Source organism: Pseudoalteromonas gelatinilytica (assembly GCF_001641615.1).
Classification (GTDB): domain Bacteria; phylum Pseudomonadota; class Gammaproteobacteria; order Enterobacterales; family Alteromonadaceae; genus Pseudoalteromonas; species Pseudoalteromonas gelatinilytica.
On record NZ_LRRU01000018.1, the window covers coordinates 279,094 to 304,275 of the forward strand.

18 protein-coding genes are annotated in these 25,182 nt (G+C 41.7%); 10 read left to right on the plus strand and 8 right to left on the minus strand.

The genetic code is table 11. The annotated features are described in order from the left end of the window. The first annotated feature begins 108 nt into the window (after nt 1-108). A complete protein-coding gene (locus NH153_RS22010) occupies nt 109-5,430 on the plus strand; it encodes a S8 family serine peptidase (RefSeq protein ID WP_063703323.1) in 5,322 nt (1,773 codons plus the stop codon). Nucleotides 5,431-5,761: 331 nt separating this feature from the next. Further along, nucleotides 5,762-6,604, plus strand: a complete 843-nt coding sequence (locus tag NH153_RS09930) for a MipA/OmpV family protein (RefSeq protein WP_063703325.1) — start codon at nt 5,762-5,764, stop codon at nt 6,602-6,604. Here NH153_RS09930 and NH153_RS09935 read toward each other — a convergent pair. The 3 genes from NH153_RS09935 to NH153_RS09945 are packed head-to-tail and all read right to left on the minus strand — an operon-like array spanning nt 6,588 to nt 8,865. After that, a complete protein-coding gene (locus NH153_RS09935) occupies nt 6,588-7,778 on the minus strand; it encodes an ATP-binding protein (protein ID WP_063703326.1) in 1,191 nt (396 codons plus the stop codon). The genes NH153_RS09930 and NH153_RS09935 overlap by 17 nt on opposite strands. Beyond that, nucleotides 7,775-8,464 carry a response regulator transcription factor gene (locus NH153_RS09940; RefSeq protein WP_063703328.1) on the minus strand — a complete coding sequence of 230 codons (690 nt, stop codon included), beginning with the start codon at nt 8,462-8,464 and terminating at the stop codon, nt 7,775-7,777. Before NH153_RS09940 ends, NH153_RS09935 begins: the two co-directional genes overlap by 4 nt. Beyond that, the gene (locus NH153_RS09945; RefSeq protein WP_138625483.1) at nt 8,464-8,865 is read right to left on the minus strand and encodes a DUF3019 domain-containing protein; all 402 of its coding nucleotides are present in this window, start codon (nt 8,863-8,865) and stop codon (nt 8,464-8,466) included. The genes NH153_RS09940 and NH153_RS09945 overlap by 1 nt, the downstream gene beginning before the upstream one ends. A gap of 539 nt (nt 8,866-9,404) precedes the next feature. Here NH153_RS09945 and NH153_RS09950 point away from each other — a divergent pair. From NH153_RS09950 to NH153_RS09960, 3 genes are all read left to right on the plus strand, one after another. Continuing rightward, entirely contained in the window at nt 9,405-10,106 is a 702-nt protein-coding gene (locus NH153_RS09950) for a DUF3581 domain-containing protein (protein WP_063703332.1), read from the plus strand. 95 nt (nt 10,107-10,201) lie between these two features. After that, nucleotides 10,202-11,437: a DEAD/DEAH box helicase gene (locus NH153_RS09955; RefSeq protein ID WP_063703334.1), complete on the plus strand. Its 1,236-nt coding sequence runs from the start codon at nt 10,202-10,204 to the stop codon at nt 11,435-11,437. 48 nt (nt 11,438-11,485) lie between these two features. Next, nucleotides 11,486-12,454: a sensor domain-containing diguanylate cyclase gene (locus NH153_RS09960; protein WP_063703337.1), complete on the plus strand. Its 969-nt coding sequence runs from the start codon at nt 11,486-11,488 to the stop codon at nt 12,452-12,454. Here the strand turns inward: NH153_RS09960 and NH153_RS09965 are convergent. Further along, a complete protein-coding gene (locus NH153_RS09965; RefSeq protein WP_063703339.1) occupies nt 12,451-13,407 on the minus strand; it encodes a methylenetetrahydrofolate reductase in 957 nt (318 codons plus the stop codon). The genes NH153_RS09960 and NH153_RS09965 overlap by 4 nt on opposite strands. A 247-nt stretch (nt 13,408-13,654) precedes the next feature. Between NH153_RS09965 and NH153_RS09970 the strand changes: the two genes are divergently transcribed. After that, nucleotides 13,655-16,540: a M16 family metallopeptidase gene (locus NH153_RS09970; RefSeq protein WP_063703342.1), complete on the plus strand. Its 2,886-nt coding sequence runs from the start codon at nt 13,655-13,657 to the stop codon at nt 16,538-16,540. Between the two features lie 35 nt (nt 16,541-16,575). Here the strand turns inward: NH153_RS09970 and NH153_RS09975 are convergent, their stop codons facing one another. The 3 genes from NH153_RS09975 to NH153_RS09985 form a co-directional block, all read right to left on the minus strand. Beyond that, nucleotides 16,576-17,517: a sensor domain-containing diguanylate cyclase gene (locus NH153_RS09975; RefSeq protein WP_063703344.1), complete on the minus strand. Its 942-nt coding sequence runs from the start codon at nt 17,515-17,517 to the stop codon at nt 16,576-16,578. Between the two features lie 330 nt (nt 17,518-17,847). Next, nucleotides 17,848-18,165 carry a helix-turn-helix transcriptional regulator gene (locus NH153_RS09980; protein WP_063527559.1) on the minus strand — a complete coding sequence of 106 codons (318 nt, stop codon included), beginning with the start codon at nt 18,163-18,165 and terminating at the stop codon, nt 17,848-17,850. A gap of 3 nt (nt 18,166-18,168) precedes the next feature. Beyond that, nucleotides 18,169-18,573: a hypothetical protein gene (locus tag NH153_RS09985; RefSeq protein ID WP_063703346.1), complete on the minus strand. Its 405-nt coding sequence runs from the start codon at nt 18,571-18,573 to the stop codon at nt 18,169-18,171. 338 nt (nt 18,574-18,911) lie between these two features. Between NH153_RS09985 and cysE the strand changes: the two genes are divergently transcribed. Further along, on the plus strand, nt 18,912-19,736 hold the full coding sequence (cysE, locus tag NH153_RS09990; RefSeq protein WP_063703348.1) for a serine O-acetyltransferase: 825 nt from the start codon (nt 18,912-18,914) through the stop codon (nt 19,734-19,736). 20 nt (nt 19,737-19,756) lie between these two features. Next, nucleotides 19,757-20,410: a hypothetical protein gene (locus tag NH153_RS09995; protein ID WP_138625482.1), complete on the plus strand. Its 654-nt coding sequence runs from the start codon at nt 19,757-19,759 to the stop codon at nt 20,408-20,410. Between the two features lie 11 nt (nt 20,411-20,421). Here NH153_RS09995 and xseA read toward each other — a convergent pair whose 3' ends face one another. Beyond that, nucleotides 20,422-21,756 carry an exodeoxyribonuclease VII large subunit gene (gene xseA, locus NH153_RS10000; RefSeq protein WP_063703352.1) on the minus strand — a complete coding sequence of 445 codons (1,335 nt, stop codon included), beginning with the start codon at nt 21,754-21,756 and terminating at the stop codon, nt 20,422-20,424. Nucleotides 21,757-21,890: 134 nt separating this feature from the next. Between xseA and guaB the strand changes: the two genes are divergently transcribed. Next, nucleotides 21,891-23,360 (plus strand): IMP dehydrogenase, encoded by a 1,470-nt coding sequence (gene guaB, locus NH153_RS10005; RefSeq protein WP_063703355.1) that lies wholly within the window; start codon nt 21,891-21,893, stop codon nt 23,358-23,360. 100 nt (nt 23,361-23,460) lie between these two features. Continuing rightward, nucleotides 23,461-25,038, plus strand: a complete 1,578-nt coding sequence (guaA, locus tag NH153_RS10010; protein ID WP_063703357.1) for a glutamine-hydrolyzing GMP synthase — start codon at nt 23,461-23,463, stop codon at nt 25,036-25,038. Nucleotides 25,039-25,182: the final 144 nt, after the last annotated feature.

Consider the following 25,182-nt stretch of genomic DNA (forward strand, 5'->3'; position numbering starts at 1 on the left):
GTACACCTAAATTTAATTGTCCCTGTGGTTATATTGTAATCGCAAGCAGTGAAATGGATGTTCACAAGCTTGAATAATTATTCTAATTAACTATCCAGGGGATACTTTATGCAAGTGAAAACACTCTCGATTGCTGTTGCCGCAGCTCTCTACAGTGCTAGTGCTGCTCACGCAGTGGGTGTTGATAACAATCAAGTTAAACACCAATTAAAAGCACCAAACATCACATTTGAAGAAGTAAAAGCATTTAGCAAAGAGATTAACCAAGGTGACTCTAGCAACATGCTGCAAAACGATGGTTTGAATGTTCAGCTAAATAGCCAAGCGAATAAATTCACAGAAGAAGGTATTGATGGCGAACATATTTATATCATTCGTTTACGTGATAATTCAGTGGCACTTGAAGCCCGCGATTTAACGTCGCCATTATCACAAACACTTCAAGCACAAGGCGTTTCAAAAGTATTTGAGAAAGGTCAAGCGACAGTTTCAGCCGTGACTGATTATCAAAATAAACTACTTTCAAAACAACGTACTGTAATGCAAAGCGTGACAGCTGTGACGGGGCGCACAGAGATGCGCCGTCAATTCACTAAAGCATTAAATGGTTTCTCTGTAAAAATGACAGAGCAAGAAGCAATGCGCGTTGCAGAACTTGGTGCAGTTGTTTCTGTGATGCGTTCGAAAAACTATGATCTTCTTTCTGATGAAGGCCCTAAGCATATCGGTGCGGATCAAATTTGGGATGGCTCAAGTGTTCCAAGTGGCATCAAAGGTAAAGGTGAAGGTCAAATCGTAGGTATTATCGATACCGGTATTAACTCAGACCACCCTTCATTTGCTGCTGTAGGTGGCGATGGTTACGAACATGAAAACCCGTTTGGCGCAGGTGTTTATGTAGGTGACTGTGTTGAAGAACCAGAAGAAATTCAATGTAATAATAAATTAATCGGTGTGCGTTCTTATGATGTGATCACGGATGCATTTGATGCCATGATCCCAGGCTGGCCTGCAATTGGTGAAGATTATCAAGGTCACGGTTCGCACGTTGCTTCAACAGCTGCGGGTAACGTCGTTAAAGACGTGCCATTTATGCTAGCAAGCTACGGTGAAAATACCGATGGTAATATCTTAAAAGAAGGTTTATTCCCTGAAATTTCAGGTGTTGCACCGCATGCAAATATCATTGCATATCAAGTATGTTACCCATCAAGTGAAGAATACGCAGGCTGTCCTGGTGAAGCACTTGTTGCGGGTATCGAAGATGCAATTTCTGATGGTGTTGATGTCATCAACTTCTCAATTGGTGGAGCTGATTCAAATGTGTGGGCTGATCCTGTGCAGCTTGCTTTTTTAGCTGCGCGTGAAGCAGGTATCAATGTTGCTGCGGCAGCAGGTAACAGTGGTCAAGCATGTGGCGCAGCTGAATGCTTTGGTTATTTAGATAACTCGTCTCCTTGGCTTGCACAAGTTGCAGCAACAACGCATGGTCGTACTGTTGCTGTCGAAACTGCGGTTGAATATGCAGGTTTTGCTGACGAAACTTTGGGTTCAGAAGTACCTAGCTGGTCAGAAACCGGTCTTGTTGGTGGTTCAATCAACAGTGAAGAAATTACCGGTGTTGTTGTTTGGGCTAAAGACTATGCAGACGTAGATGGTTTTAAAGATTACAACGGTTACTGTACAGCAGATTACCCAGAAAATACCTTTAATTTCTACAAAGATGGCACCGAAATCGCAGGTGCGGCTGATGGTAGCACCAATGTGATTGTGATCTGTCAACGCCACGATCCAAACGACTCAGCAGCCAATGCCCGTACTGCAAAAGTTGATCATGTGAAAGCCGGTGGTGCAGATGGTTTCATTATGTTCAACCGTGTCCGTGACCAAGGTACTGTAGCTGAAGGTTACTCATTACCGGGTGTTCACTTTACTTATGACCAATGGAATGGTGTTTATCCAGAAGATGGCTTAGAAGACTGGGTAGATAGCTACTCAGAAAAAGGTCATATGATCACCATCAAGCCAACAGTAATTGAACGTCGCGTTGATACGGACGATGCGGATTGGTTAGCAACCTTCTCATCACGTGGTCCATCATATTCAAACATTGAAATTTTAGCACCAACGCTTGCAGCACCAGGTGTTGATATTTACGCGGCATACTCTGATGAGCATCCGTTTGTAACTCCACATGGTCAAGATTATGCAGCGATCAGCGGCACGTCGATGGCATCACCACATGTTGCCGGCTCAATGGCGTTACTACGTCAAATTCACCCAGAGTGGACGGCGGCTGAAATTCAATCTGCATTATCAATGACCTCTGAAAACGTTGTTAAATATCACCGTTTAAATAGCGAAAGTGATGTTGTAGCAGATGCGAAAATCTACCGTTCAGGTGCAGGTCGCATCAATGTTGCATTGGCTGCTAAAGCGGGTTTTGTAATGGATGAAAGCGCGGATAACTTCTTAGCTGCTGATCCATATAATGGTGGTACGCCACATAAATTAAACTTACCAAACCTAGTTAACTTCTCATGTGCACCTGAGTGTCAATGGGTTCGTACCATTAAAGCAACAGAAGATGGTACCTGGACGGTAAGCCACGAAGATGTAGAAAACTGGGCGTTTGACGTAAATACGCAAGGTAAGCAAAATGGCGTAAACATTGATATCTTCCCGAAAACCTTCTCGCTGAAAAAAGGTGAAACACAAACAATCATAGTTAAAGCATCAATCATGGATACCCAAGATTGGTTTAGTAACTCTGAAGTTGAGCTTCATACAAACCTTGTTTTCCAAGCTGAAGAAGCGGACATTCCAGATGCACATTGGCCTGTCGCGTTTAAATATGACCGTGGTAACTTACCATCATCATTAGAGACGACAGCTCACTCAAACGTAGGTACTTATGTTGCTAAAGGTATCGTCTTACCAAGTGTTGAAGCACCTGTAGCACGTGCATATCAGCCTATAAAAGCAGACATCACCACGGTGACTTTACCAAAAGATGATGACCGTACTTTCCCTTGGGCTATGAATCGCACAGACGAAGTGGATGCGGCAGATATTCTAGATGAAGCAACATTTGCTAAATTTGTAACGGTACCTGCAAATTCAAAACGCTTAATTGCAGAAACAGTGAGTGTTGAGTCTGAACTTGAAGGCACTTTAAATGTAGGTAATCCTATCATCTATGTAGGTAAAGACTACAACGGTGATGGTATTGTACAGCCACAAGACGAAATCTTGTGTGTATCAAACCATAAGATTTATAAAAACTTCTGTAATATTAATAATCCTGAAGAAGGTGAGTATTGGGTTGTTGTTTATAACACCAATAAATCGTCAGTAGATGCAGTTGAAGAAACTTTTGAAATTGCGACTGCGGTTGTGTCAGACCAAGTTGCATCAGGTATGACTGCAAGCCTGCCGGGTAGTGATGGCCAAAATACTGTTGAAATGACAGTAAACTGGGATATGGATCTTGACGCTGACAGCGTGTACTACTCACTATTAGATGTAGGTACTTCGGCTGTGAACTATGGCAACCTAGGGTCTATTCCATTTAAGCTAAACCGTGGTAACGATGTTGCTCACCTTGATGCGCCATATACAGGTGCAAAAGTAGGCGATATGGTTCCTTACACGTTTGAAGTGTTAGCGAATAACTCAGGTGCTGATCGTGAGTTCTCATTGGAACTTGCTATCCCTGCTGGTCTTGATATCAAAGCTGAAAACGTTGCGGTTTCTACAGCATCAGAAATCAATGTTGAAATTGCAGACGGTAAAGTGATTGTAACAGGTACGCAAGCAGATACCCGCGATGTTGAGCCTGATTATATCGTGACAGATAACATTACCGATGAAATGTGTCGTACGCCTGATTTTGGTAACTCAAACCCGGGTGGTTATGTTGATTTATCAGAGTTTGGTATTACGCCAATTCTATCTGGTTTCGATGAAAACAATCTTTACAACTCACGCAGTGGTTATTCGTTACCAATCGCAAGTTTATACAACGGTGCTTATGACACATTTAGCCTGTATAACAATGCTGAAAATACCAATATCCAAAACTCGATAATCCAAATTCGTGGTATGGGTACAGTGAATACCAATGGTAGCCGTTACTTCTACCCGGTACATAATCCGTTCCCTTATAACTCATTCCCATATGAGAACATGGGTCCATTATGGCGTGGTTGGGAGTTCACAGATAGTGGCTTATTACGCTCAGTAATGTCAGTTGGTTTATCGTCTAGCGAAGGTATTTCACTCGCAAGTACCGCAACAGGTTGGGGTATTGTTGAGTGGGATAACGCATCAGACTATGACGATCCAGTGTACGACCGCACAACGGGTAAATACACTTACACCAAACGTGATAACTCATTTGATTTCCAAGTGTTATTTAATGCAAATACACGCTTTGGTAAAGGTGAGCATGAAATTTACTATGCATACGATAACCTAGACTATGGGTCGACACGTCCTGCAGGTAGTATCGGTCTTCAAGGCTTCCGAGGTGCCCAGTATGAGTATGGTCCACTTGAAAATTACCGTGGTATCCAAATCGCTTATAACAATTTAGATGAAGTGATCAGCGATGGTTACGTGGTGTGTATGGACTATGTAGGTCCAGAGTCATCACAATTTGAAGTGACTGCATGGGCAGAAGTAATGCCATCAGCTGCAGGTCAAACACTTGAAATTGAAGCTAAAGCGGCAATCTCAGGTCTTAACGACATGACTTCAACGGCAACACTGGCCATTCCTGGCAACATCACTGTTGTAGCCCTTGATGACATGGTAACAACTGAAGAAACACCAATTAGCTTCGAGGTTCATCACATTGATGAGAAGAACTCGAAGAATGAAATCTCGGTAATTTCTGATGACGTAACCTATGAAGTTGATGGCGATACAGTCACGATTACACCAAATGAAAACTTCTCTGGTGAGACTGAAGTAACGGTTGTGGTGTCTGATATTGAGTATCCATCAGATGCTGCAAGCACGACCTTTATATTAACGGTTGAAGCAGTCAATGACGCACCGGTAGTGGTTGTTGAAGCAAGTGCTCAGCAAGTGACTGAAGGCAGCGTGATTACCTTAGATGCATCAGCATCACATGATTTAGATAACGATGAGTTAACTTTCTCATGGGAAGGCCCAGGTACAATCGCAAGCCCAACATCAGCAATCACTGAAGTATCAGGCTTAACGGCTGGTGAGCATCAGTTCACTGTCACAGTAAGTGATGGTGTTGAAGCGATGGAACTTGGTGTTGCTGTGACGGTAACGGCACAAGAAACAACCGTGGTTCCTGAAGAAAAAGCGAAATCATCAAGTGGTTCACTTGCATGGTTAACTGTTCTATTAGCTGGTTTTGCTGGTGTTCGTCGCCGCGTAAAACGAGGCTAAGTACTCCCTAAGTATGTTATGTGACAAAGGGCCTTCGGGCCCTTTTTTTGGTCTAGAAAATCGTGTTGTATATTTTAATAACCAAAAAGAATAACTAACAACTGAAAACCTATGTAGCAAAATGTACAAGCTATTTTATATTTTTTTCAGTGTGTTAGTTTGAATGTGGGGCGTAAATCAGCTGTCTACGCCGTTTTGTTGGTCAAAAAAATTATACAATAAAGCGCGCAAACGATATGATCGTTCCCGATTGGGTAAAGACTAAATAGTTTTTAGTAGTATAGAGTTGTCATAATAATTCTTAATTATGACATAAAGGTGAATTGCGTTAATGAAGAAATTGTTTGGCTTAGTGTGTTGTTTATCTGCATCAACTGCGTTTGCGCAGGCTGATATTAAACAGCAACAATTAATTAAAAAGTCGACAATCCATGCCAGCATCACAGTGGGTTACGGGGGCATTGAGAACCCGGTACTTGATGCCGATGATGTCACTTCGCCAATCCTGCCAAGCTTTGCTTATTATGGTGATAACTGGTATTTCGATGACTTTTCTTTAGGCTACAGCCTCTATGAAACAGAGAACTTTTACGTTGATTTACTGGGGCGCTTTAATGATGATGGCTTTTTCTTTGAGCTGGATGGGGTAGATAAACTCTATGCCACCGGTGTTGTTCGTTCGAGCTCTGGGCGACCGGCATTACCCACCGCATCACCGATTAACCTAACACCTATAGAGCGTGACCTTTCTTACATGGCGGGGCTGTCATCTGCGGTAAACGTCTTCGATGCAATGTGGTTAAGTGCAGCCTATGTCCATGATGTAACCAATGTTCATAATGGTTATGAAATCCTGCTAAACGGCTATCAAGTATTTGAACTGTTTTCTGGTACTGCTGGCATTGAGGCGGGCATTAATTACAAAAATGAAGAGCTGATCGATTATTACTACACGGTGAGTCCATCAGAAAGCAAAACCCGTTTACTAAGCTACAACTTAGAAAGTGCCACTAACTATTATTTAAAAGTAAGTTACGAATTCCCTATTAGCGATAGTTTCACGCTTGATTTCAAACTCAAACATACATGGCTTGATAGCAACTTAGCTAACTCACACATGATCAATAAAAATGGTTACTTCTCAGGTTTTACAGGTATTACTTACCACTTTTAGGCCAGCGAATGGTGATCTCTGCACCGCCTGTTTGTGAGCTGTTAGCTAAGCTAATTTTACCGCCATGCCAGCTGGCAATACGATGCACGATATAAAGTCCCAATCCATAGCCACTCGCAAGCTTATCTCCTTCACCTTGTTTAAAAGGTTCAATGAGCGCATCCGCATTAATTGGTAAGCCAGGTCCATCATCAGTAATGCTTATAAAGTAATAGCCTGCTTGTTCTGCACTGCTTATATAAATAGTGTTTTTTGCGTATTTTGTGGCGTTGATCAGTAAGTTTTGTACTGCAATAGCCATAAAGCTTGCTTCGCAATAGGCTGTCTCTACCTCAAGGGATGGCGTAAATTTAAGTTCTTTGTATAAATCAAATTTAGCAATTTCTGTGTTGATCAGTTTAGTTAAGTTAACTTTCTCTTGATTAAACACACTTTGTTGGTGCTCTAAGCGAGCGAACGATAGGTATTGCTCCAAGCGTAATTCAATCTCATCAATATCGCGTTCTATTTGGCTACTTTCTTGCGATTCCAAATCGGCAATCGATAAAGCAAAGCGCATTCGGGTAAGGGGCGTGCGAATTTCATGGGAAATAATACGAGATAGGTCGTTATGTAGCTGAACAAATTTATTGATGCGTTCAGACATATGGGTGAAGGTGCTAGCTAATGGCGCAATGGATGAGTTAGGTTTTATATCAAGCTCTATCCGTTGCGGTTTTTTGCTGAAGCGGTAAGCTGCGCGTTGTAATAGGCTTAAATCACGAAAGACCGGGCGAATGAACAACAAAATCATCGCGCCAAGTAAAAAGTAAAAGGCAAAAAATGCAAACCAGTCAGTCTTTGCTTGAGAAATCAAAGAAATGGGGCCAACTTTTTGGATGCTGCCATTACTTCCTTTTAAGTATATAAACTGCTGATTGTTTTCGGTGACGCTGATAATGCCATCTTTATCGAAACTGGCTTGTAATGAATTAGGTAATACAAGCTCATTTTGATTAAAGGAGCTGATCCTCGTTTCTTTTTGTTCTGCAATTTTCGCAAGCTCTGCGACACTGATTTGTACGCTGGGGATCTGTTCAGAAAAAAACTGATTATAAAGCTGGCCAAAAGCTAAAACTAAAGCAATTAAGCTTACTGTGATAATTAAATAGAGCTTAAAAAATTGCTGCTTCATATTTTTGAAATATCCAAGCTGTATCCTTTACCTCGTACAGACTTGATATCTAACGCTTCTTTTTGATCGCTAATGGTTTCTTTAAGCTTTTTGCGTAAACGGCTAATTTTTAAATCAATCGCTCGGTCAAGTCCGTCATACTCACGGCCAATAACATGTTTGAATAAGACTTCGCGAGAAACTGGTTGTGGGGTATTTTTAGCAAGGTAAGCAATGATTTCAAATTCACTTTCGTTGAGATTCAACGCTGTGTTATGAAAGTAGATATCGCGTTTTTTAGTATCGATACGCAAAATGTCAATTTGGTGTGAAAAGTTATCTTGGCCAACGGTGTGGGCAATAATCGTTTTTATCTTGGCGAGTAACAGTTCAGGCTTAATGGGTTTTACAAGGTAGTCGTAAGCACCTAGGTTTAAGCCCTTAATTTGTGATTGCACAGAATCCAGCGCCGTTAGAAAAATGACAGGGCAACTGTATTTTTCTTTCAATTGAGAAATTAACTCAAAACCATTGCCATCCGGTAGCATCACATCACAGATAATCAGTGATGGCATGAAGGTGATTTCACTGCTACGGTACGCCTCAGCAGTATTAAATACATCTATGGTATAGCCATGCTTTAACAAAAACGTTTGAATTAAGCTTGCTAATTTCACATCATCTTCAATTAAAAAAATATGCTGCATTATAAACTCCAGCCAAAGCGCCGTTTTATACGGTAATCTTTAGCTTCATAGCTTGCTATTGACAGTAGTTGTTGCTTAACAACTTGATTGTTCAATGGATTAATTAATTTGACCGTCAGCGGATGCTCAGTCTTAATCGTTAATTTCTCGACAATTAAACCACCTTGTTTGTAACACTGCGTATAGTGTGGACGCTGAGTTATCTCTAAACAAAGCTCTTTAAAGGGAGCAACACGAAAATGAATCTGTATATTAAATTCACAGGCTTTTTGTTTCGCGTCTGTCACACACACCGTGGGAGAGACTTTAAAAAAAGGTTGCTCGGGATTGTCATCACTTAAGCAAAGCGACGAAAAACAAAGACAAAAAAACAGTAATAGCCAACTTAATCGGTTTATCATTTAACCAAGTCTCTGTTTTTTAATAGTCTTTTTTTCAAAGTAACAATAACCATCGAAAGTTGATGTAACCCGCCCAACTCACTTTGAGTACTCATTTGTATGCCGCTTATTATAATTATTATTTATGCAGCCTATGAGTGGCGATTACACGATAAAAAAGCGGGTCTATCATACCTTATTTATCGTTATAGCTACAAATAGGTGCTATGCAAAGCCAGTATTTTCAGCCTATTGGCGTATTTTTTTATTGCTCTAAAGTTAGCTTGTTGTTTTAAAAAGAAAACTGAATTTATATTTAGTTTTAGCTAATAGTTTTTCACTATCTTTTAGTCGGGCATAAGTGTTTACTATTCTGGGTTATTTGTTAATTGTTTCGTACAAATTGATACAATTTAAATTTTCCCTATCGAAACCACTATTTTAGCTGATGTAATTTAACATTTGCTGAGTACGTGATTAATAATTAACAGATTCGACCTCTATTTTCATTTTATCTGGTAGTATAGTTAGGTTATAAGTAGTTTAAGCAGTGAACAATTATGTTAAGTCCTTATTATCAGCAACATGCTGATTACGTTTCTATCTCACGTGAACAAGGCTGTCGTTTCGCCAAGTTAGTGGCTGATGATTTCAATCCGTTACACGATAAAGATGCTAAAAAGTTTTGTGTGCCGGGCGATTTACTTTTTTCGCTGGTTTTAAACCGCTATGGCATCAGTGAAAAAATGGAATTCACGTTTGCAGGTATGGTTGATGAAAATTCAAAGCTGACTTTCCCTGAAGGTGCTGATGAATTTGCGATCACCGATGGCGAAAAAGTCATGTTAAAAGTGAAACGTGAAGGCGCTGTTAGCAAGTGCCCTGAGTTAACAAATAGCTTAATCAAAAACTATGTTGAGTTCTCTGGCACGACCTTCCCGCATGTTATCATTCCATTGATGGGTAAGCAGGATGTGATGATCAACCCAGCGCGTCCAATGGTGATTTACGAATCAATGCTGATTAACCTTGATCGCCTTGATATCAGTGCACCTGAATTACAATTTGCTGAGCCTGATTTTGAGTTTACGGGCAAACGCGGCAAAATTACGCTTCGCTTTGATCTGTTAGAAAATGGTGAGAAAGTAGGTTCAGGTGAAAAGCATATGCTTGTATCTGGCATTCGTGATTATTGCCAAGCAACGGTTGATGACTTAATTAGTTTTTATAATCAACGTAAAGAATCACTTAAACCGGTGTAGTCATTACAGATTGTATAAAGGGCGCTTATTGCGCCTTTTTTGTTGCTGATGTTCCGCGTACAATAGCGCTTTTATAGCTAAATGTACTTCAGACTATGTCAGCAGCGACCTTTTCAGAATTAAATCTTGCCCCTGCATTGCTAACAGCCTTGCAAGAAGAGAACTATCACACTCCTACAGCAATTCAAGCGCAAACAATCCCCCTTATTTTAGCGGGTGCTGATGTAATGGGTAGTGCACAAACGGGAACGGGCAAAACCGCCGCGTTTGTTTTACCACTACTACACAATTTGTTATCTGCTGAAGTACTTCCAGATGCTGTCAAAGTCCTAATTTTAACACCAACCCGAGAGCTCGCTCAGCAAGTATTTGCAAGTGTAGAGCGCTATGCTGTGCATACGGAAATAAAAGCAGCACTGGCTTATGGCGGCGCCAGTATTGGCCCACAAATTAAAGCCATAAAAGGGGCGCAGGTCGTCGTTGCAACACCTGGGCGCTTACTTGACCATGTGATCAAAGGCAGTATTAAACTTTCAAGTATCAATGCCTTGGTATTCGATGAAGCTGATCGCATGCTTGATATGGGCTTTATTGACGAAATTAAACGTATCTTGCGCCATGTGCCAAAAGAGCGTCAAACCTTACTTTTTTCAGCCACATTTGACGACAGCATCTTTAAACTCAGTAAGCAGTTATTAAATGATCCTAAACTAGTTGAAGTGAATAAACGCAATTCAGCAGCGGTTGAAGTTGAGCAGCTAGTTTATGCGGTTGATGAAGACCGTAAGCGTGAGCTGGTATCACATATGATTGGCATGAAAAATTGGCAGCAAGTACTGATATTCACTCGCACTAAGCAAACCGCTGATGTGCTTGCGAAAGAAATGTGTAAAGACGGCTTAAAAACCGAATCTATTCATGGTGATAAGAGCCAAGGTGCGCGCGATAAAGCACTGCAAAATTTTAAATCAGGTGCGACAAGAGTACTGGTTGCGACAGATGTTGCTGCGCGTGGTCTTGATATTGCCTCACTCAAGTATGTGATTAACTATGAGTTGCCTTATGTGGCTGAGGACTACGTACACCGTATTGGTCGAACAGGACGTGCTGGCGAGAAAGGGATGGCGATGTCGCTGGTTAGCATCGATGAGCAGTGGCTATTGGACGAAATAGATATCTTACTCGATACAAGACTCACGCCGCAGTGGTTACCAGGCTATGAGCCAGATTTAACCAAAGAGCCAAAGCAAGTTCGTAAAAATACGAATAAGGCACGTCGCTCTCGTGATAAAAAACGTATTTTAGGGCAAAAAAGTAGGAGACGTTCCTAAATCTGGCATATATTTATACTACCCTCCGGCTAAAGTTGAGAGTTTAGTATGTTAGAAGAGAATAAATGGACGTTCCGCCGCGCTGATAAACAGTTCTCCTTAGAAAAGTGGCAGAAAACAATTGATCTCATGACCGAGCTGTTTTCTGCTCCCGCAGGCTTCATCGTTCATAAAACAGATGATGTCTATCGCATTATCGTTTCCAGTGAGCAGCAAGAAAACCCTTACGATGCAGGGGCTGAATTAAGCGCTGACGATAATATTTTTTGCAAAAAAGTACTGCGTGATATGGCACCGCTCTATGTTGATCATGCCAGCCAAGATAGTCAATGGGATGACAGCCCGCTGGTAAAAGATGGCTTTGAGTCTTATCTTGGGGTGCCCATTAGTTGGCCAAGTGGTGATCCGTTTGGCACCTTTTGCGTTATGGATTTTAAACAAACCCATTACCAACCTAGCTTTTTAGAGTTAATCGAGCAGCTTCGCGATATGGTTGAAGATGACCTTGCACTGTTAGACAACTTTACGCAGATGCGTGAAATTGCCATGCTTGATTCACTGACCAATATTTATAATCGCCGTGCAATAGACCTGCTTTGCCAACATAAATTAAATATATCGAAACGTCTTGGTTTTGATATTAGTTGTTTATTTATCGATATAAACAGTTTTAAACCACTCAATGATACGTATGGTCATGAAGTGGGCGATCTCGCACTGATTTGTTTAGCTGACACGATGAAAGAATGCCTACGTGAAACCGATATTATCGGCCGCCTAGGGGGCGATGAGTTTATTGCGTTATTGCAAGTTCAGCCCGGTGATTGCATAGACAGCATCGCTGATAAGCTCAATACCACTTTCCAAGTGAATTTAGAGAAGCGTGGCATTCCTGTCACGAGTTTAAGTATTGGCTCAGGGGTAATAGCTCAGCCAAAAGAAAACTTTGCTGAGCTATTAAAACGAGCAGATGAAGATATGTATGAGAAAAAGCAAGCCTCTAAGGCAGCACGTTAAGCTATTTGCTTCTCAGCTAGGTTTAACTCCATGGTTGCTTTAAGTAAACGGTAAAGGTTAATTGACGCATCAATTTCTTCTTTACGGTTGGTTAAGCTCTCAATATTTAAACCTAGCGGTACATCTAAATGCGCGCAGCTTTGTAAAATTAAATCGAGATTTTCGCGGCAGATACGCACTGATTCACTCAAGGTGTTTTCCGAATCTAACATACGGTATTTAGTCGCTTCTGGTACAGAAATACCTAACCACTCCATAAATTCCAAGGTCTTTTCACCACCACACGGGGTAAACGTTAGAATAATGCGTTTTGGTGTTGTGCCTTGTGCTTTACAGCTACGCGCATAGCTCGTGATCAAATCAATCGTCGCTTGGGCATTGTAAACGGCTTGCGAGATGAAAAACTTACAACCTTGTGCTGTTTTTTCAACTAAACGCTCATGTTCATTGCGTTTGCTGGCATGACGTTCGGCGATGGTAACGCCACCTAAAAACACATCACTGTCTTGCTTTGCTAAAGCTTTATACGCATCAGGTAGGCTCAATTTGATGTCACCATCAGATGATGGACTGCCTACTAGCACTAAGTTTTTTAGTTCAAAGTCATTGCGTGTTTCATTTAACCACTCACTAAATTCAGCTTCACCACGCTGAGCTACGCTTTTATATGTGATCACATCAAGTTGCGACAAGCTGCGTAGTAACTGACTGTATTCACGAGGATCGACAGTCTCTTTAAACGGAAAAGGACGGGGCTTTGCAATACGGCTACTTTCATCTTGAATGTCGTAGATGATTACACCGTCGTATTCAATTTCATGTAAACGACCAAGTAGCTTTTGGGCAATGGTCTCAAGCTGTGCTTTATCAGTACCTGACTTTGGTGGTGTGGTACCAATTAGGTAGACGCCTTGATTGGTGTCTTCAATTTTCTCTTGTAATGATAAAGCCATAATCCTCATTCCAGCTCGTGCTAATGTCTATGACAAACAATATAGCAGCCATTTAGACGTCTAGATAGATTTTTTTCTTGAAAGTTTTTCAATCACTATGAATTTTACTCAAGTTGAATGCTGGGCGTTTCGCTAAATTGACACACCTGTTTACATAAATAATTGCGCTGACCCTCATATTTTCTGGCACTTTGATGCATAATCAAGCAGCAATGAAGATGAGAAAAATAACTAACAAGGGAACATTATGAAATTTAGATTATTAGCAACCAGTGTTGCTGTAACATTGGCGCTGAGTGGCTGCGCAAGTAATTCACAGTCAACCATGGTTAAAGAAGTCGAAATTGAGCAGCTAGTAAGCCAAGACGATAGCCGTGTATTTAGCCAAGATTACCTATTAGAAGAGCTTGAAAATGGCCTTCGCGTGATGGTAGTAAAAACTGATTACCCTGATGTCGTATCACTGCAGATTCCGGTATCGGTTGGTTCACGTAATGAAGTTGAAGCAGGTAAAACCGGTTTTGCACACTTCTTTGAGCATATGATGTTTAAAGGCTCTGAAAAATTTCCGCAAGATGTGTATTCAGATATTTTAAAGAACTCAGGTGTTGATAATCGTGCATACACAACCAATGATTACACTAACTACCACTTAAACTTTTCAAAAGAGCATTTAGATAAAGTACTTGAAATCGAAGCTGATATTTTCCAAAACCTGACTTACAGCGAAGAGCAGTTCCGCACTGAGGCGCTGACTGTAAAAGGTGAATATTTAAAGAATAATGCCAGCCCAATTCGTAAGTTACTTTCTGCCGTTCGTAACGAAGCATTCGAAAAGCATACGTATAAGCACACCACTATGGGCTTTTTTGAAGACATTGAAGCCATGCCTGATCAAATGGCGTACGGTAAAGACTTCTTCGCTAAATTTTATAAGCCTGAGTATGTATCTTTAGTCATAGTTGGTGATGTGGATCCACAAGAAACCATGGCAATGGTGAAAAAGCATTGGGGTAATTGGAAAAAAGGGAATTACCAAGCAGATATTCCTGTTGAACCTAAACAACAAGCAGCAAAATACATCCATGAGAAAAATGATGGTTTACCAGGTCACTGGTTGCTTGTGTCTTACAAAGGCACGGCATGGGATCCTACTCAAAAAGACCGTGCAGCCCTTGATTTGATCTCGCAGCTGTATTTCTCTAACAACTCGGCACTTTATCAAGAGCTTGTTGTTGATAAACAAATTGCCAGTCAAATGTTTACCTATAACCCAGATACTAAAGATCCGGGTTTATTACATGTGTTTGTAAAAGTCGAAAACGAAGCGGACCTTGCTAAAGCCCGTGATGCGATTAACCGTACTTATGCACAAGCACGTACTGAGTTAGTTGATGCACAAAAGTTAGCGGATTTAAAATCTAACTTAAAATACAGCTTCATTAATGGCTTAGATTCATCGCAGTCAATCGCTTCAACACTTGCAAGTTACATGCATTTTGAGCGCGACCCAGAGGTGATTAACCAACTGTATGCCACGGCTGATAGTATCACGCCAGAAGATATCAAAGCGGTAGCAAACAAGTACTTTGTTGATCCTAGCCGTACCACGGTGACAATGTCGGCGCTTGATAAAGTGACTGGTTTTGAGCAAGAAGTTGATTTAAATGCCTTGGTTGCCAGTATCGAGCAAGCACCTGCAGAGCGTCATTTTAAAGTACTTGATAAAACCAATAGCTCACCACTGGTTGATGTGAACTGGTTATTTAATACCGGCGCAGCGGCTGATCCACAAGGTAAAAAAGGCTTAGCGGCACTCACAGCTGCGATGCTAGCGCAAGGTGGCTCAGAAACCATGAGCTACAAAGATATTCAAAAAGCGCTATACCCACTGGCGGGAAGCTTTGGCTATCAAATCGATAAAGAGATGATTTCTTTACGTGGTCGTGTACATAAAGACAATGCTGCGAAGTGGTATGCACTAGTTAGCGATCAGATGCTAAACCCTGGCTTCAGAGAAGATGATTTTAAACGCCTGAAAAAAGAGCTTATTGATAGCATTAAAGCAGGTCTGAAAGCGTCAAATGACGAAGAGCTAGGTAAAGAAGTGCTTTATCATCAGCTTTATAAAGGCCACCCGTATGAAAGCTATAACTATGGTGATTTATCAGACCTTGAAGCACTGACGCTTGACGATGTAAAAGCGTTTTATGCTAACCAGTTTACTCAATCTAAGTTAACAGTGGGTCTAATTGGTGCGATCCCGGGTGATGTTAAATCGACTATGCTGAAAGATTTAACATCGCTTCCACAAGGTAAAGAAAGCCGCTTAACGATCCCTGATGCGCCAGAACTTAAAGGTCATCATGCAACGATTGTTGAAAAATCAGCGCAATCTACCGCTGTGTCATTTGGTTTCCCAATCGATACAATTCGTAGTAGCGATGACTGGACTGCGCTTTGGTTAGTGCGCTCTTACTTTGGTGAACACCGCAGCTCAAACAGCTTCTTGTATCAGCGTATTCGTCAAACCCGTGGTATGAACTATGGTGACTATGCATACATTGAGTACTTCCCACGTGGTATGTTCCAAACTAAACCTGATGCTAACTTAGGTCGTTCAGAGCAAATTTTCCAAGTGTGGTTACGTCCGCTTCGTTCAAATAACGACGCGCACTTTGCAACACGTACGGCATTATTCGAGCTTGATAAGCTGATTAAAAATGGCATCAGCAAAGAAGATTTTGAAGCTACTCGTAACTTCTTAATTAACTTTGTGCCACAAATGGTTGCAAGCCAAGATCGCCAGTTAGGCTATGCGCTTGATAGTGAGTTCTATAACACTGAGAGCTTTGTTGACTATGTGCGCGGCAAGCTTGAAAAGCTAACCCTTGATGATGTTAACCGTGTTATTCGCGATAACTTGCAAACAGAGAATATTCACTATGTGTTTATTACTGGTGATGGCAAAGACATGCAAACACGTCTAGCCTCAGAGCAAACATCACCTATGGTGTATAACGCTGAAAAACCAGCAGAACTTGTTGCTGAGGATAAAGTCATTGCTGACTATAAACTTGCAATACCTGCAAAAAATATCGCAGTACTTGATGTCGAAAAAGTATTTCAGTAATAACTGGATTAATAGGCTCTAATCAATGCCCCTAATTAGGGGCATTGTTCTATGTTTAATGGTTCGATGTTATCAGCAAGCACAAGTTGGTTTCGACCCGCTTCTTTTGCTTGATAAAGCGCGCTATCAGCCATTTCAATGAGTAACATGGCATCATCATTGCTACTTGGGTAAATAGTTGCTAAACCAATACTAACCGTCAAGGGATGACCGGCAAGCTCTGGTAATTGAAGCGTATTCAGCGCTGCCATAAAACGCGTCACGAGTTTTTGTGCTTGATGGCTTTGCGTATTACCGAGTACCAGTACAAATTCTTCACCGCCGTATCTAGCGCACAAGTCGCCAGGTCTGCGAGTATAATCTGGTAATAGTTTTGCCACTTCTTTTAAGCAAATATCACCCACCAGATGACCAAAGTTGTCATTAAGAGACTTAAAGTTATCAAGGTCGATCATCGCTAACGACAAGGGGTGCTTTAAACGTGCGCAGCGACTCCACTCTTGCTCATAGAAATCGTCAAAATGACGTCGGTTAGCTATTTGCGTGAGACCATCGATACGAGCAAGTTCTCGTACTTGCTGCTCGGCGATTTTACGTTCGGTAATATTTAAGTGGCTGATCACAACATAACCTGTTGTGCCAAGTTTTAAAGGCACTGCGCGCATCATGAACCAGCGGCTTTCGGTATCACTATGGCATGGGTATTCAAGGTAAAATTCGGTGAGTTGTTGATTGATAACTTGGTTTATTCCGGTGTAGGCTTTTGCACCAAATTCATCGCCATGGACTGCGGCTGATTTGCAAATAGCAAGGTAGTTTTGATCTTCCCATTGGGTGTTACACTGGCAATTATTCTCATCGCCAAAGGTCTGCCAACTACGATTTACAAACTTGATATCACCCGAATCATTAATCACCACAATATGCTCAGAGATCGTATCGAGTATTGATTTTAGAAACTCTTTTGATTCAACCACATTCGTTCCTAGCCATTGCCACTTCTTTAAGATTAGCAATAAATGCTGGGTTTTCACCGTGGTTTGTATAAATAACAATTAATAAGGTGTTGTCTTTTATTTATAGCTTGGCTATTTGAAAGTAGATATCTACAGATATTTGTAGGTGCTGATATGTAAAAACTGCCAGCACCTAGCTCAACGCTCAGTTCTGACAGTTATATTTTATTTATATGCTTGGAAATACTAAAGCATTGCGCCAATTTTAACTGCTAGCGCAAATAGCATGGTTGCTATTACAAAGCCGAACAGTGTGGCGTGGCCGCGTTGTTCTTTGGTCATCTTTCACTCCTAAAAAATAACAAATACCGTTGCCATACCAAGGGCAAAACTGACAAACGAAGAAGCGGCTACGATTGCAGCGAGATTCTGCTTACTCACAGCATGTGTTGTGCTTTGTTCTGATACTTCGTCATCGAGCTTAATGAGTTCACCTTGGCGTACTTCAAACACTGCACATAGGCTCATGGTGGTTTCTTTTGATGCCGCACCCTCTTTTTCAACTCGTTGAATGGTACGTAGGCTTACATCACAGGCATCGGCCAGTTGCTGCTGCGTCCAATCGAATTTAAGCCTAAGTGCTTTTATTGTATTGGGGTTCAGTTGCATTACTTACTTCCCAAGAAATGGTTCAATAAAAGTAACGACAGCGTAACCCGATATTGCGCCACCAAGAAAACAGCCTAAGGTAACCAAAGCCACTTGTTTTGGATTATCAGTAAGTGAGGTTTGAGTACTCTGTTTTACTAATTTACCGGCTTTATAAAACGAACATTCAACCTTGCCTGTGAGTATATTTTGCATCTCGAATTTGACTGTATAAGCATTACCTTGGTAGTTAAAGTCATGATTGCTTTTAAAGCCAAAGCTGCGCTTTTCACTCACCAATTCGTCGTTTACATATATTTTTTCTTTACCGCTCATGATGTGACCAAAGCAGGCGATTTGGTTATCACCATCTTGAAAGTAAAATTTATTGCCTAGCTTATGTGAGTTTAGTACGTCGTTTTTCATCATCGTTTCCTTGTTAAGTTGATGATGTAAATTTAATGATTATTTTTGTTTTTTACGCCGTCAGCGATATGTCAGTGCCTATTTTGGCATATGACAGACAAGATGTCATATCTGTCTTGTTATTGAAAAATAAGCACTTTAATTAAATAGCTCGCCTATCATCTTAATTTGTTACTGTCATATGAGTTTGCCTAAAAAGCGCCTATGAATCAGTAAAGAAGACGTTTGTTGTTCTGGTTATTAGATATAACCAGAACAAATAAACAACGGGTTAGTACATCTTGCTACAAATCCGTTAAACTTAAGGCTTAGCAGTTAGGTACAACTAGAAAGGCAATATTATGCGTCATGAAATTTGGCAAAAGCTTCGAGATGAAGCAAACGAAGTCGTTTCCCGTGAACCGCTTTTAGCAAGTCACGTTTATTCGTGTGTGTTGAATCATGAATGCTTAGGATCGGCGCTCAGCTTTATTGTGGCAAATAAACTTGCTGATGCAGTAGTATCGGCATTTACTATTCGAGAATTATTCGACCAAGCCTTTGTTAAATGTGACCTAATGCTGACGCATGTAGCCCATGATATAAAAGCAGTTAAAGATCGTGACCCTGCGGCCGATAGTTATTTAACTGTAATTTTGAATCTTAAAGGCTTCCATGCAATACAAGCACATCGACTCGCACACTGCTTATGGCTGCAAAACCGAAAAGAGCTTGCTCGCTTCATTCAGAGCAGAACCTCAGAAGTATTTGGCGTTGACATCCATCCTGCTTGTAAAGTTGGTCATGGTATTATGTTTGACCATGCAACTGGGATTGTAATTGGTGAAACAGCGGTTATTGAAGATAACGTATCGATTCTACAATCTGTAACCTTAGGTGGTACAGGTAATGAGCAAGGTGACCGCCACCCTAAAATTCGCGCCGGTGTTTTGATTGGCGCAGGTGCTAAAGTACTGGGTAACATCGAAGTAGGAGAGGGTGCGCGTATTGGTGCAAACTCTGTCGTGTTAAGTGCGGTTCCAGCGCACACGACAGTGGTTGGGGTACCTGCTAAAGTGGTCGGCAAACCGAGCTGTCCCTGTCCAGCAGAAAGCATGAACCAAAACTTTTTAGACGATGGTACGACTACCGCTAGTAATGCCTCTCACACCAGTGCTATGTTGTAGTTTTACACGATAAAAGAGCAATGGAATTGTCTAAATTATTCTTCGGATTAGCTGTTACAGCGTCATTTATATGTGGCGCTGTCGCTATGTCACTTTTTCAATCTACTCCACAACAGCCACACACTTATCAGCAACAATTTGTTGAAGAACAAATAGCTCAAGCACCAGAGCAGCAAGCCACTGCTATAGCGCCTGTTATTAATAAACAAGTTGTTGAAATTAATTCAGATAGTTCAGCAGCTGTTAGCAAAAGCGAGCTTGAGCAACAAGTCGCAGAGCTAAAGTTGCAAGTTCAAAACCAACAAGCGGTGATTGCCAGTTACCGTTCAAGTGCGATACCTCCACAGCAAATCGACTCACATCTAGATGAACTTTATACCTTGTTAGAAGAGCAATCTCGCGATGAGGCGTGGGCTTATCAAGTGGAAACAGCCATGAGTGATTTTTTAATCATGGCAGATTTACCTGTGCAACCACAGCTGAGTGTTTCTTCATGCAAAAGCTCGGTGTGTCAGTTTAAGCTATTACAACCAGAGGGTGTTGATGACTTGCCAAGTCATTATTGGCGCAACATGACCGATAAAATGATGGAACAAAGCTGGTGGAAGCAATTTAAATTTACCTCCACCACCTCAAGTGACGATAGTCTAACAATCATCGCAAGCACGCAGTGATATCAAAGATATCAAACAACTTTTGATTGTAGTTGACCATCAGCAAGCTCGGTGGTTATAAGCTCACCAGAGCTTACATCGTTAACTGATTTCACCACGCCACCGAGCTGGTTTTTAGTAATACTATAACCACGCGCTAACACACTGAGAGGGCTCACAGAATCTAAACGGCTCGCTTGTAATGAAAGCTGGTTTCGAGAACTTGAAAGTTGCTGCTGCATCGCTTGTGTAAGCCTTGCATGTAATTGCGCCAGTTGATGCTCGCTTTTCGCTAGATGCTTTTCGGGTGAGCGTTGCATTAAGCGTGGTGTTAGGTTGGCAAGTGCTCGCTCATATCGCTGGATTTTGCCACGCATTGCGCTGTGTAAGGCCAAACTAAGTTCATCTAGTTTTTGCGTTTGTTGGTTAAGTTGATTACGCGGATGGCAAAGCTGTAAGCGGTGCTCAAATTGAGTTGCGGTACTGCGCTTAACTGCTAAAGCGTGTTTAAAGGCGTGATTTAAGTGCCTAACTAACTGCGTAACCTTGTTATGTAGCTCTTCGGTATTTGGGCTAACAAGTTCTGCGGCTGCAGAAGGGGTTGCGGCGCGAATATCGGCGACATAATCACTAATCGTGGTATCGACCTCGTGACCAACGGCGCTAACGATGGGTAAGTGACTGGCAAAAATAGCGCGGGCTAGTTGCTCATGGTTAAAACACCATAAATCTTCAAGTGAACCACCACCGCGACCTAGTATGAGCACATCTACTTCGTTACGCTGGTTGGCGATGTTTATTTTTTCTATTAATTGGCTGTGTGCATCTGCGCCTTGCACCATTGCTGGGTAAATCACGACTTCAAGCTGCGGTGCACGGCGTTTAAGCACCGTCAGAATATCGCGAATAGCTGCTCCTGTGGCTGAGGTGATCACCCCAACACGGTTAATATTAGTTGGTAATGGTTTTTTGTGGGCTGAGCTAAATAGGCCTTCGGCAGCTAAGCGCATTTTAAGTGCATCAAATTCTTGTTTTAGTAAACCTTCACCCGCAGGGGCCATGTGTTCAACAATTAGTTGATAATCACCACGAGGTTCATACAAAGATACGCGGGCACGCACGGTTACTTGTGCACCATTGCTCGGGCGAAAAGTTTGGCCGCGATTATTGCCGCGCCACATCGCCGCTTTTACTTGAGCTCGGTCGTCTTTTAACGTGAAGTACCAGTGTCCTGATGCTGGGGCTATAAAGTTAGAAATTTCGCCATTTAAGATAAGCGATGAAAAGCCTTGTTCTAAAACATGACGAATTTCCTTATTTAGGCGCGAGACCGTATAAACAGGCTGTGTTGTGTGCGTAAAAGCCATTAAAAACCCCAGTAAAAAATTCTCTGTGTACTTTAACACAAATAAATGAATAATTTTATTTACTCGTGCTCATAACGCTGATAAAATTTGGCCGCAATTCCTTATACTCAGATCCACATGTGAGAAGTTGCACTATGCTAAGAATCGCTAAAGAAGCTCTTACCTTTGACGACGTACTACTTGTACCAGGTCATTCTACTGTTTTGCCACACACGGCAAATATTTCAACTCGCTTAACGCGTGGTATCAATCTTAACTTGCCGCTAGTTTCAGCATCTATGGATACTGTAACTGAAGCACGCTTAGCGATTGCTCTAGCGCAAGAGGGCGGTTTAGGTTTCATCCACAAAAACATGACAATTGAAGAGCAAGCTAAAAACGTACGTAAAGTTAAAACGTACGAAGCGGGTATTGTTTCTTTCCCTGTTACTGTGACTGCGGATCTTACAATTGCTGATGCTATCGCACTTTCAGAAGAAAAAGGTTTTTCAGGTTTCCCTGTAACCGACGCTGACAATAACCTTGTAGGTATTGTTACAAGCCGTGATATGCGTTTTGAAACGAAACTTGAGCAGCCTGTTTCTACAGTGATGACGAAAAAAGAATCGTTAGTAACTGTTAAAGAAGGTGCAGACCGTGATGAGATCTTAGGTCTAATGCACGAGCACCGTATCGAAAAAATTCTTGTTGTTGATGATGCATTTAAACTAAAAGGCATGATCACTGTAAAAGATTATCAAAAAGCACAAGACAAGCCTCACGCATGTAAAGATGAGCAAGGTCGTCTTCGTGTAGGTGCCGCTGTTGGTGTTGGTCCTGGTACTGACGAGCGTATCGCAGCCCTAGTTGAAGCCGGTGTTGACGTATTACTTATCGATACATCACATGGTCACTCACAAGGTGTAATCGACCGTGTTGCTCAAACACGTCAAGCATACCCAGATCTACAAATCGTAGCAGGTAACGTTGCAACAGCTGAAGGTGCGATTGCCCTTGCTGATGCGGGTGTTGACGCTGTTAAGGTAGGTATTGGCCCTGGTTCTATCTGTACTACTCGTATCGTAACAGGTTGTGGTGTACCACAAATTACAGCGATTTCTGACGCAGTTGAAGGCTTAAAAGGCCGCGATATTCCTGTTATCGCTGACGGTGGTATTCGTTTCTCAGGTGACATTGTAAAAGCACTTGTTGCCGGTGCATCATGTGTAATGGTGGGTTCAATGTTAGCGGGTACTGAAGAAGCACCAGGTGAAGTTGAGCTATACCAAGGTCGTTACTACAAGTCTTACCGTGGTATGGGTAGCCTTGGCGCTATGAACCAAAAAGAAGGTTCATCAGACCGTTACTTCCAAAAATCGAACGAAGCAGACAAGCTTGTTCCTGAAGGTATCGAAGGCCGTGTTGCTTATAAAGGTCCTATCGCGACAATCATTCACCAACAAGTGGGCGGTCTTCGCAGTGCAATGGGCTTAACAGGCTGTGCAACAATTGAAGAGTTAAATACTAAACCTCAATTTGTTCGCGTTACTTCAGCGGGTATGGGTGAGTCACACGTTCACGACGTACAGATCACTAAAGAAGCGCCAAACTACCGCTTAGGTTAATTACCTTAAGGTATTGAAATTACATGGGCTAGCTTTTGCTAGCCCTAATTTATTTATCATCTCCCTTTGGGAGAGCAGTTCCTGACTAACGAGATACTCCATGAGCAAAGACATTCACGATTCACGAATTCTCATTTTAGATTTTGGTTCGCAATACACACAGTTAATCGCACGTCGTATACGTGAGATTGGTGTTTACTGTGAGCTATGGGCATGGGATGTAACTGAAGAGCAAATCCGCGAATTTAATCCACAAGGTATTATTTTGTCGGGTGGCCCTGAGTCTACAACACTTGAAAACAGCCCTCGTGCTCCTGAGTATGTATTTAATGCAGGCGTTCCAGTACTTGGTATTTGTTACGGCATGCAAACAATGGCAATGCAACTGGGTGGTAGCGTACACAGCTCTGATAAGAAAGAGTTTGGTTATGCGCAAGTTGAGAAAGTAGGTAACTGTGCGTTATTCGATGCTATCGAAGACCACATTACTGACGGCGGTGCTGGCGTACTTGACGTTTGGATGAGCCACGGCGATAAAGTGATGGAAGTACCAGAGACTTTCAAAACAACTGCTAAAACATCAACATGTCCACATGCAGCAATGTCATGGGAAGAAAAGCGTTTCTACGGCGTACAGTTCCACCCAGAAGTAACTCACACTCATCAAGGTCAACGTTTACTTGAGCGTTTTGCAATTGATATCTGTGGCTGTGAAAAGCTATGGACACCAGCTAAAATCATCGATGATGCTATTGAGCGTATTAAGCAAACAGTGGGTGATGACGAAGTTATCCTAGGTTTATCAGGTGGTGTTGATTCATCTGTTGTAGCTATGCTTATTCACCGTGCAATCGGCGACAAGCTAACGTGTGTATTCGTTGATAACGGTCTTCTTCGTTTAAACGAAGGTCAGCAAGTTATGGACATGTTTGGCAACAAGTTTGGCCTAAACATTGTTAAGGTTGATGCTGAAGATCAATTCTTAGCTGACTTAGCTGGTAAATCAGACCCAGAAGATAAGCGTAAAGCGATTGGTCATACGTTCATTAAAGTATTCGATGAGCAAGCTAAAAAGCTGAAAAATGCTAAATGGTTAGGTCAAGGTACTATCTACCCAGACGTAATCGAATCTGCTGCATCAGCAACAGGTAAAGCACACGTAATCAAGTCTCACCACAACGTTGGTGGTTTACCAGACGACATGAAAATGGGTCTTGTTGAGCCATTACGTGAGCTATTTAAAGATGAAGTACGTAAAATTGGTCTTGAGCTTGGCCTACCTTACGACATGCTTTACCGTCACCCATTCCCGGGTCCTGGTTTAGGTGTTCGTGTACTTGGTGAAATCAAGAAAGAGTACTGTGATTTACTACGTCGCGCAGATGCAATCTTCATCGAAGAGCTACACAAAGCTGAGCTTTACCATAAAGTAAGCCAAGCATTCACTGTATTCTTACCAGTTAAATCGGTAGGTGTAATGGGTGATGCACGTAAATACGACTGGGTTGTATCACTACGTTGTGTAGAAACAATCGACTTTATGACGGCACGTTGGTCACACTTACCTTATGAATTCTTAGGTGTGGTTTCAAACCGTATCATCAACGAAATCGATGGTATCTCACGTGTTGTTTACGATATTTCAGGTAAGCCACCGGCAACAATCGAGTGGGAATAATTTTATTATTCTGACCTGAATTGGTACAAAAACGGCGAATTAGCTTGCTAATTCGCCGTTTTGTTTATTTAAGAAGCAGTTAAACTAAAAACTGTGTTTTTTTACTTTACCTTTGAAAAAAGCTCTATATAATTCGACGACATT

Excerpts from the sequence above, each read along its gene's own strand:
- NH153_RS22010 (WP_063703323.1), top strand. The coding sequence starts at position 109 with ATGCAAGTGAAAACACTCTCGATTGCTGTTGCCGCAGCTCTCTACAGT.
- NH153_RS09930 (WP_063703325.1), top strand. The coding sequence starts at position 5,762 with ATGAAGAAATTGTTTGGCTTAGTGTGTTGTTTATCTGCATCAACTGCG.
- NH153_RS09935 (WP_063703326.1), bottom strand. The coding sequence starts at position 7,778 with ATGAAGCAGCAATTTTTTAAGCTCTATTTAATTATCACAGTAAGCTTA.
- NH153_RS09940 (WP_063703328.1), bottom strand. The coding sequence starts at position 8,464 with ATGCAGCATATTTTTTTAATTGAAGATGATGTGAAATTAGCAAGCTTA.
- NH153_RS09945 (WP_138625483.1), bottom strand. The coding sequence starts at position 8,865 with ATGATAAACCGATTAAGTTGGCTATTACTGTTTTTTTGTCTTTGTTTT.
- NH153_RS09950 (WP_063703332.1), top strand. The coding sequence starts at position 9,405 with ATGTTAAGTCCTTATTATCAGCAACATGCTGATTACGTTTCTATCTCA.
- NH153_RS09955 (WP_063703334.1), top strand. The coding sequence starts at position 10,202 with ATGTCAGCAGCGACCTTTTCAGAATTAAATCTTGCCCCTGCATTGCTA.
- NH153_RS09960 (WP_063703337.1), top strand. The coding sequence starts at position 11,486 with ATGTTAGAAGAGAATAAATGGACGTTCCGCCGCGCTGATAAACAGTTC.
- NH153_RS09965 (WP_063703339.1), bottom strand. The coding sequence starts at position 13,407 with ATGGCTTTATCATTACAAGAGAAAATTGAAGACACCAATCAAGGCGTC.
- NH153_RS09970 (WP_063703342.1), top strand. The coding sequence starts at position 13,655 with ATGAAATTTAGATTATTAGCAACCAGTGTTGCTGTAACATTGGCGCTG.
- NH153_RS09980 (WP_063527559.1), bottom strand. The coding sequence starts at position 18,165 with ATGCAACTGAACCCCAATACAATAAAAGCACTTAGGCTTAAATTCGAT.
- NH153_RS09985 (WP_063703346.1), bottom strand. The coding sequence starts at position 18,573 with ATGATGAAAAACGACGTACTAAACTCACATAAGCTAGGCAATAAATTT.
- cysE (WP_063703348.1), top strand. The coding sequence starts at position 18,912 with ATGCGTCATGAAATTTGGCAAAAGCTTCGAGATGAAGCAAACGAAGTC.
- NH153_RS09995 (WP_138625482.1), top strand. The coding sequence starts at position 19,757 with ATGGAATTGTCTAAATTATTCTTCGGATTAGCTGTTACAGCGTCATTT.
- xseA (WP_063703352.1), bottom strand. The coding sequence starts at position 21,756 with ATGGCTTTTACGCACACAACACAGCCTGTTTATACGGTCTCGCGCCTA.
- guaB (WP_063703355.1), top strand. The coding sequence starts at position 21,891 with ATGCTAAGAATCGCTAAAGAAGCTCTTACCTTTGACGACGTACTACTT.
- guaA (WP_063703357.1), top strand. The coding sequence starts at position 23,461 with ATGAGCAAAGACATTCACGATTCACGAATTCTCATTTTAGATTTTGGT.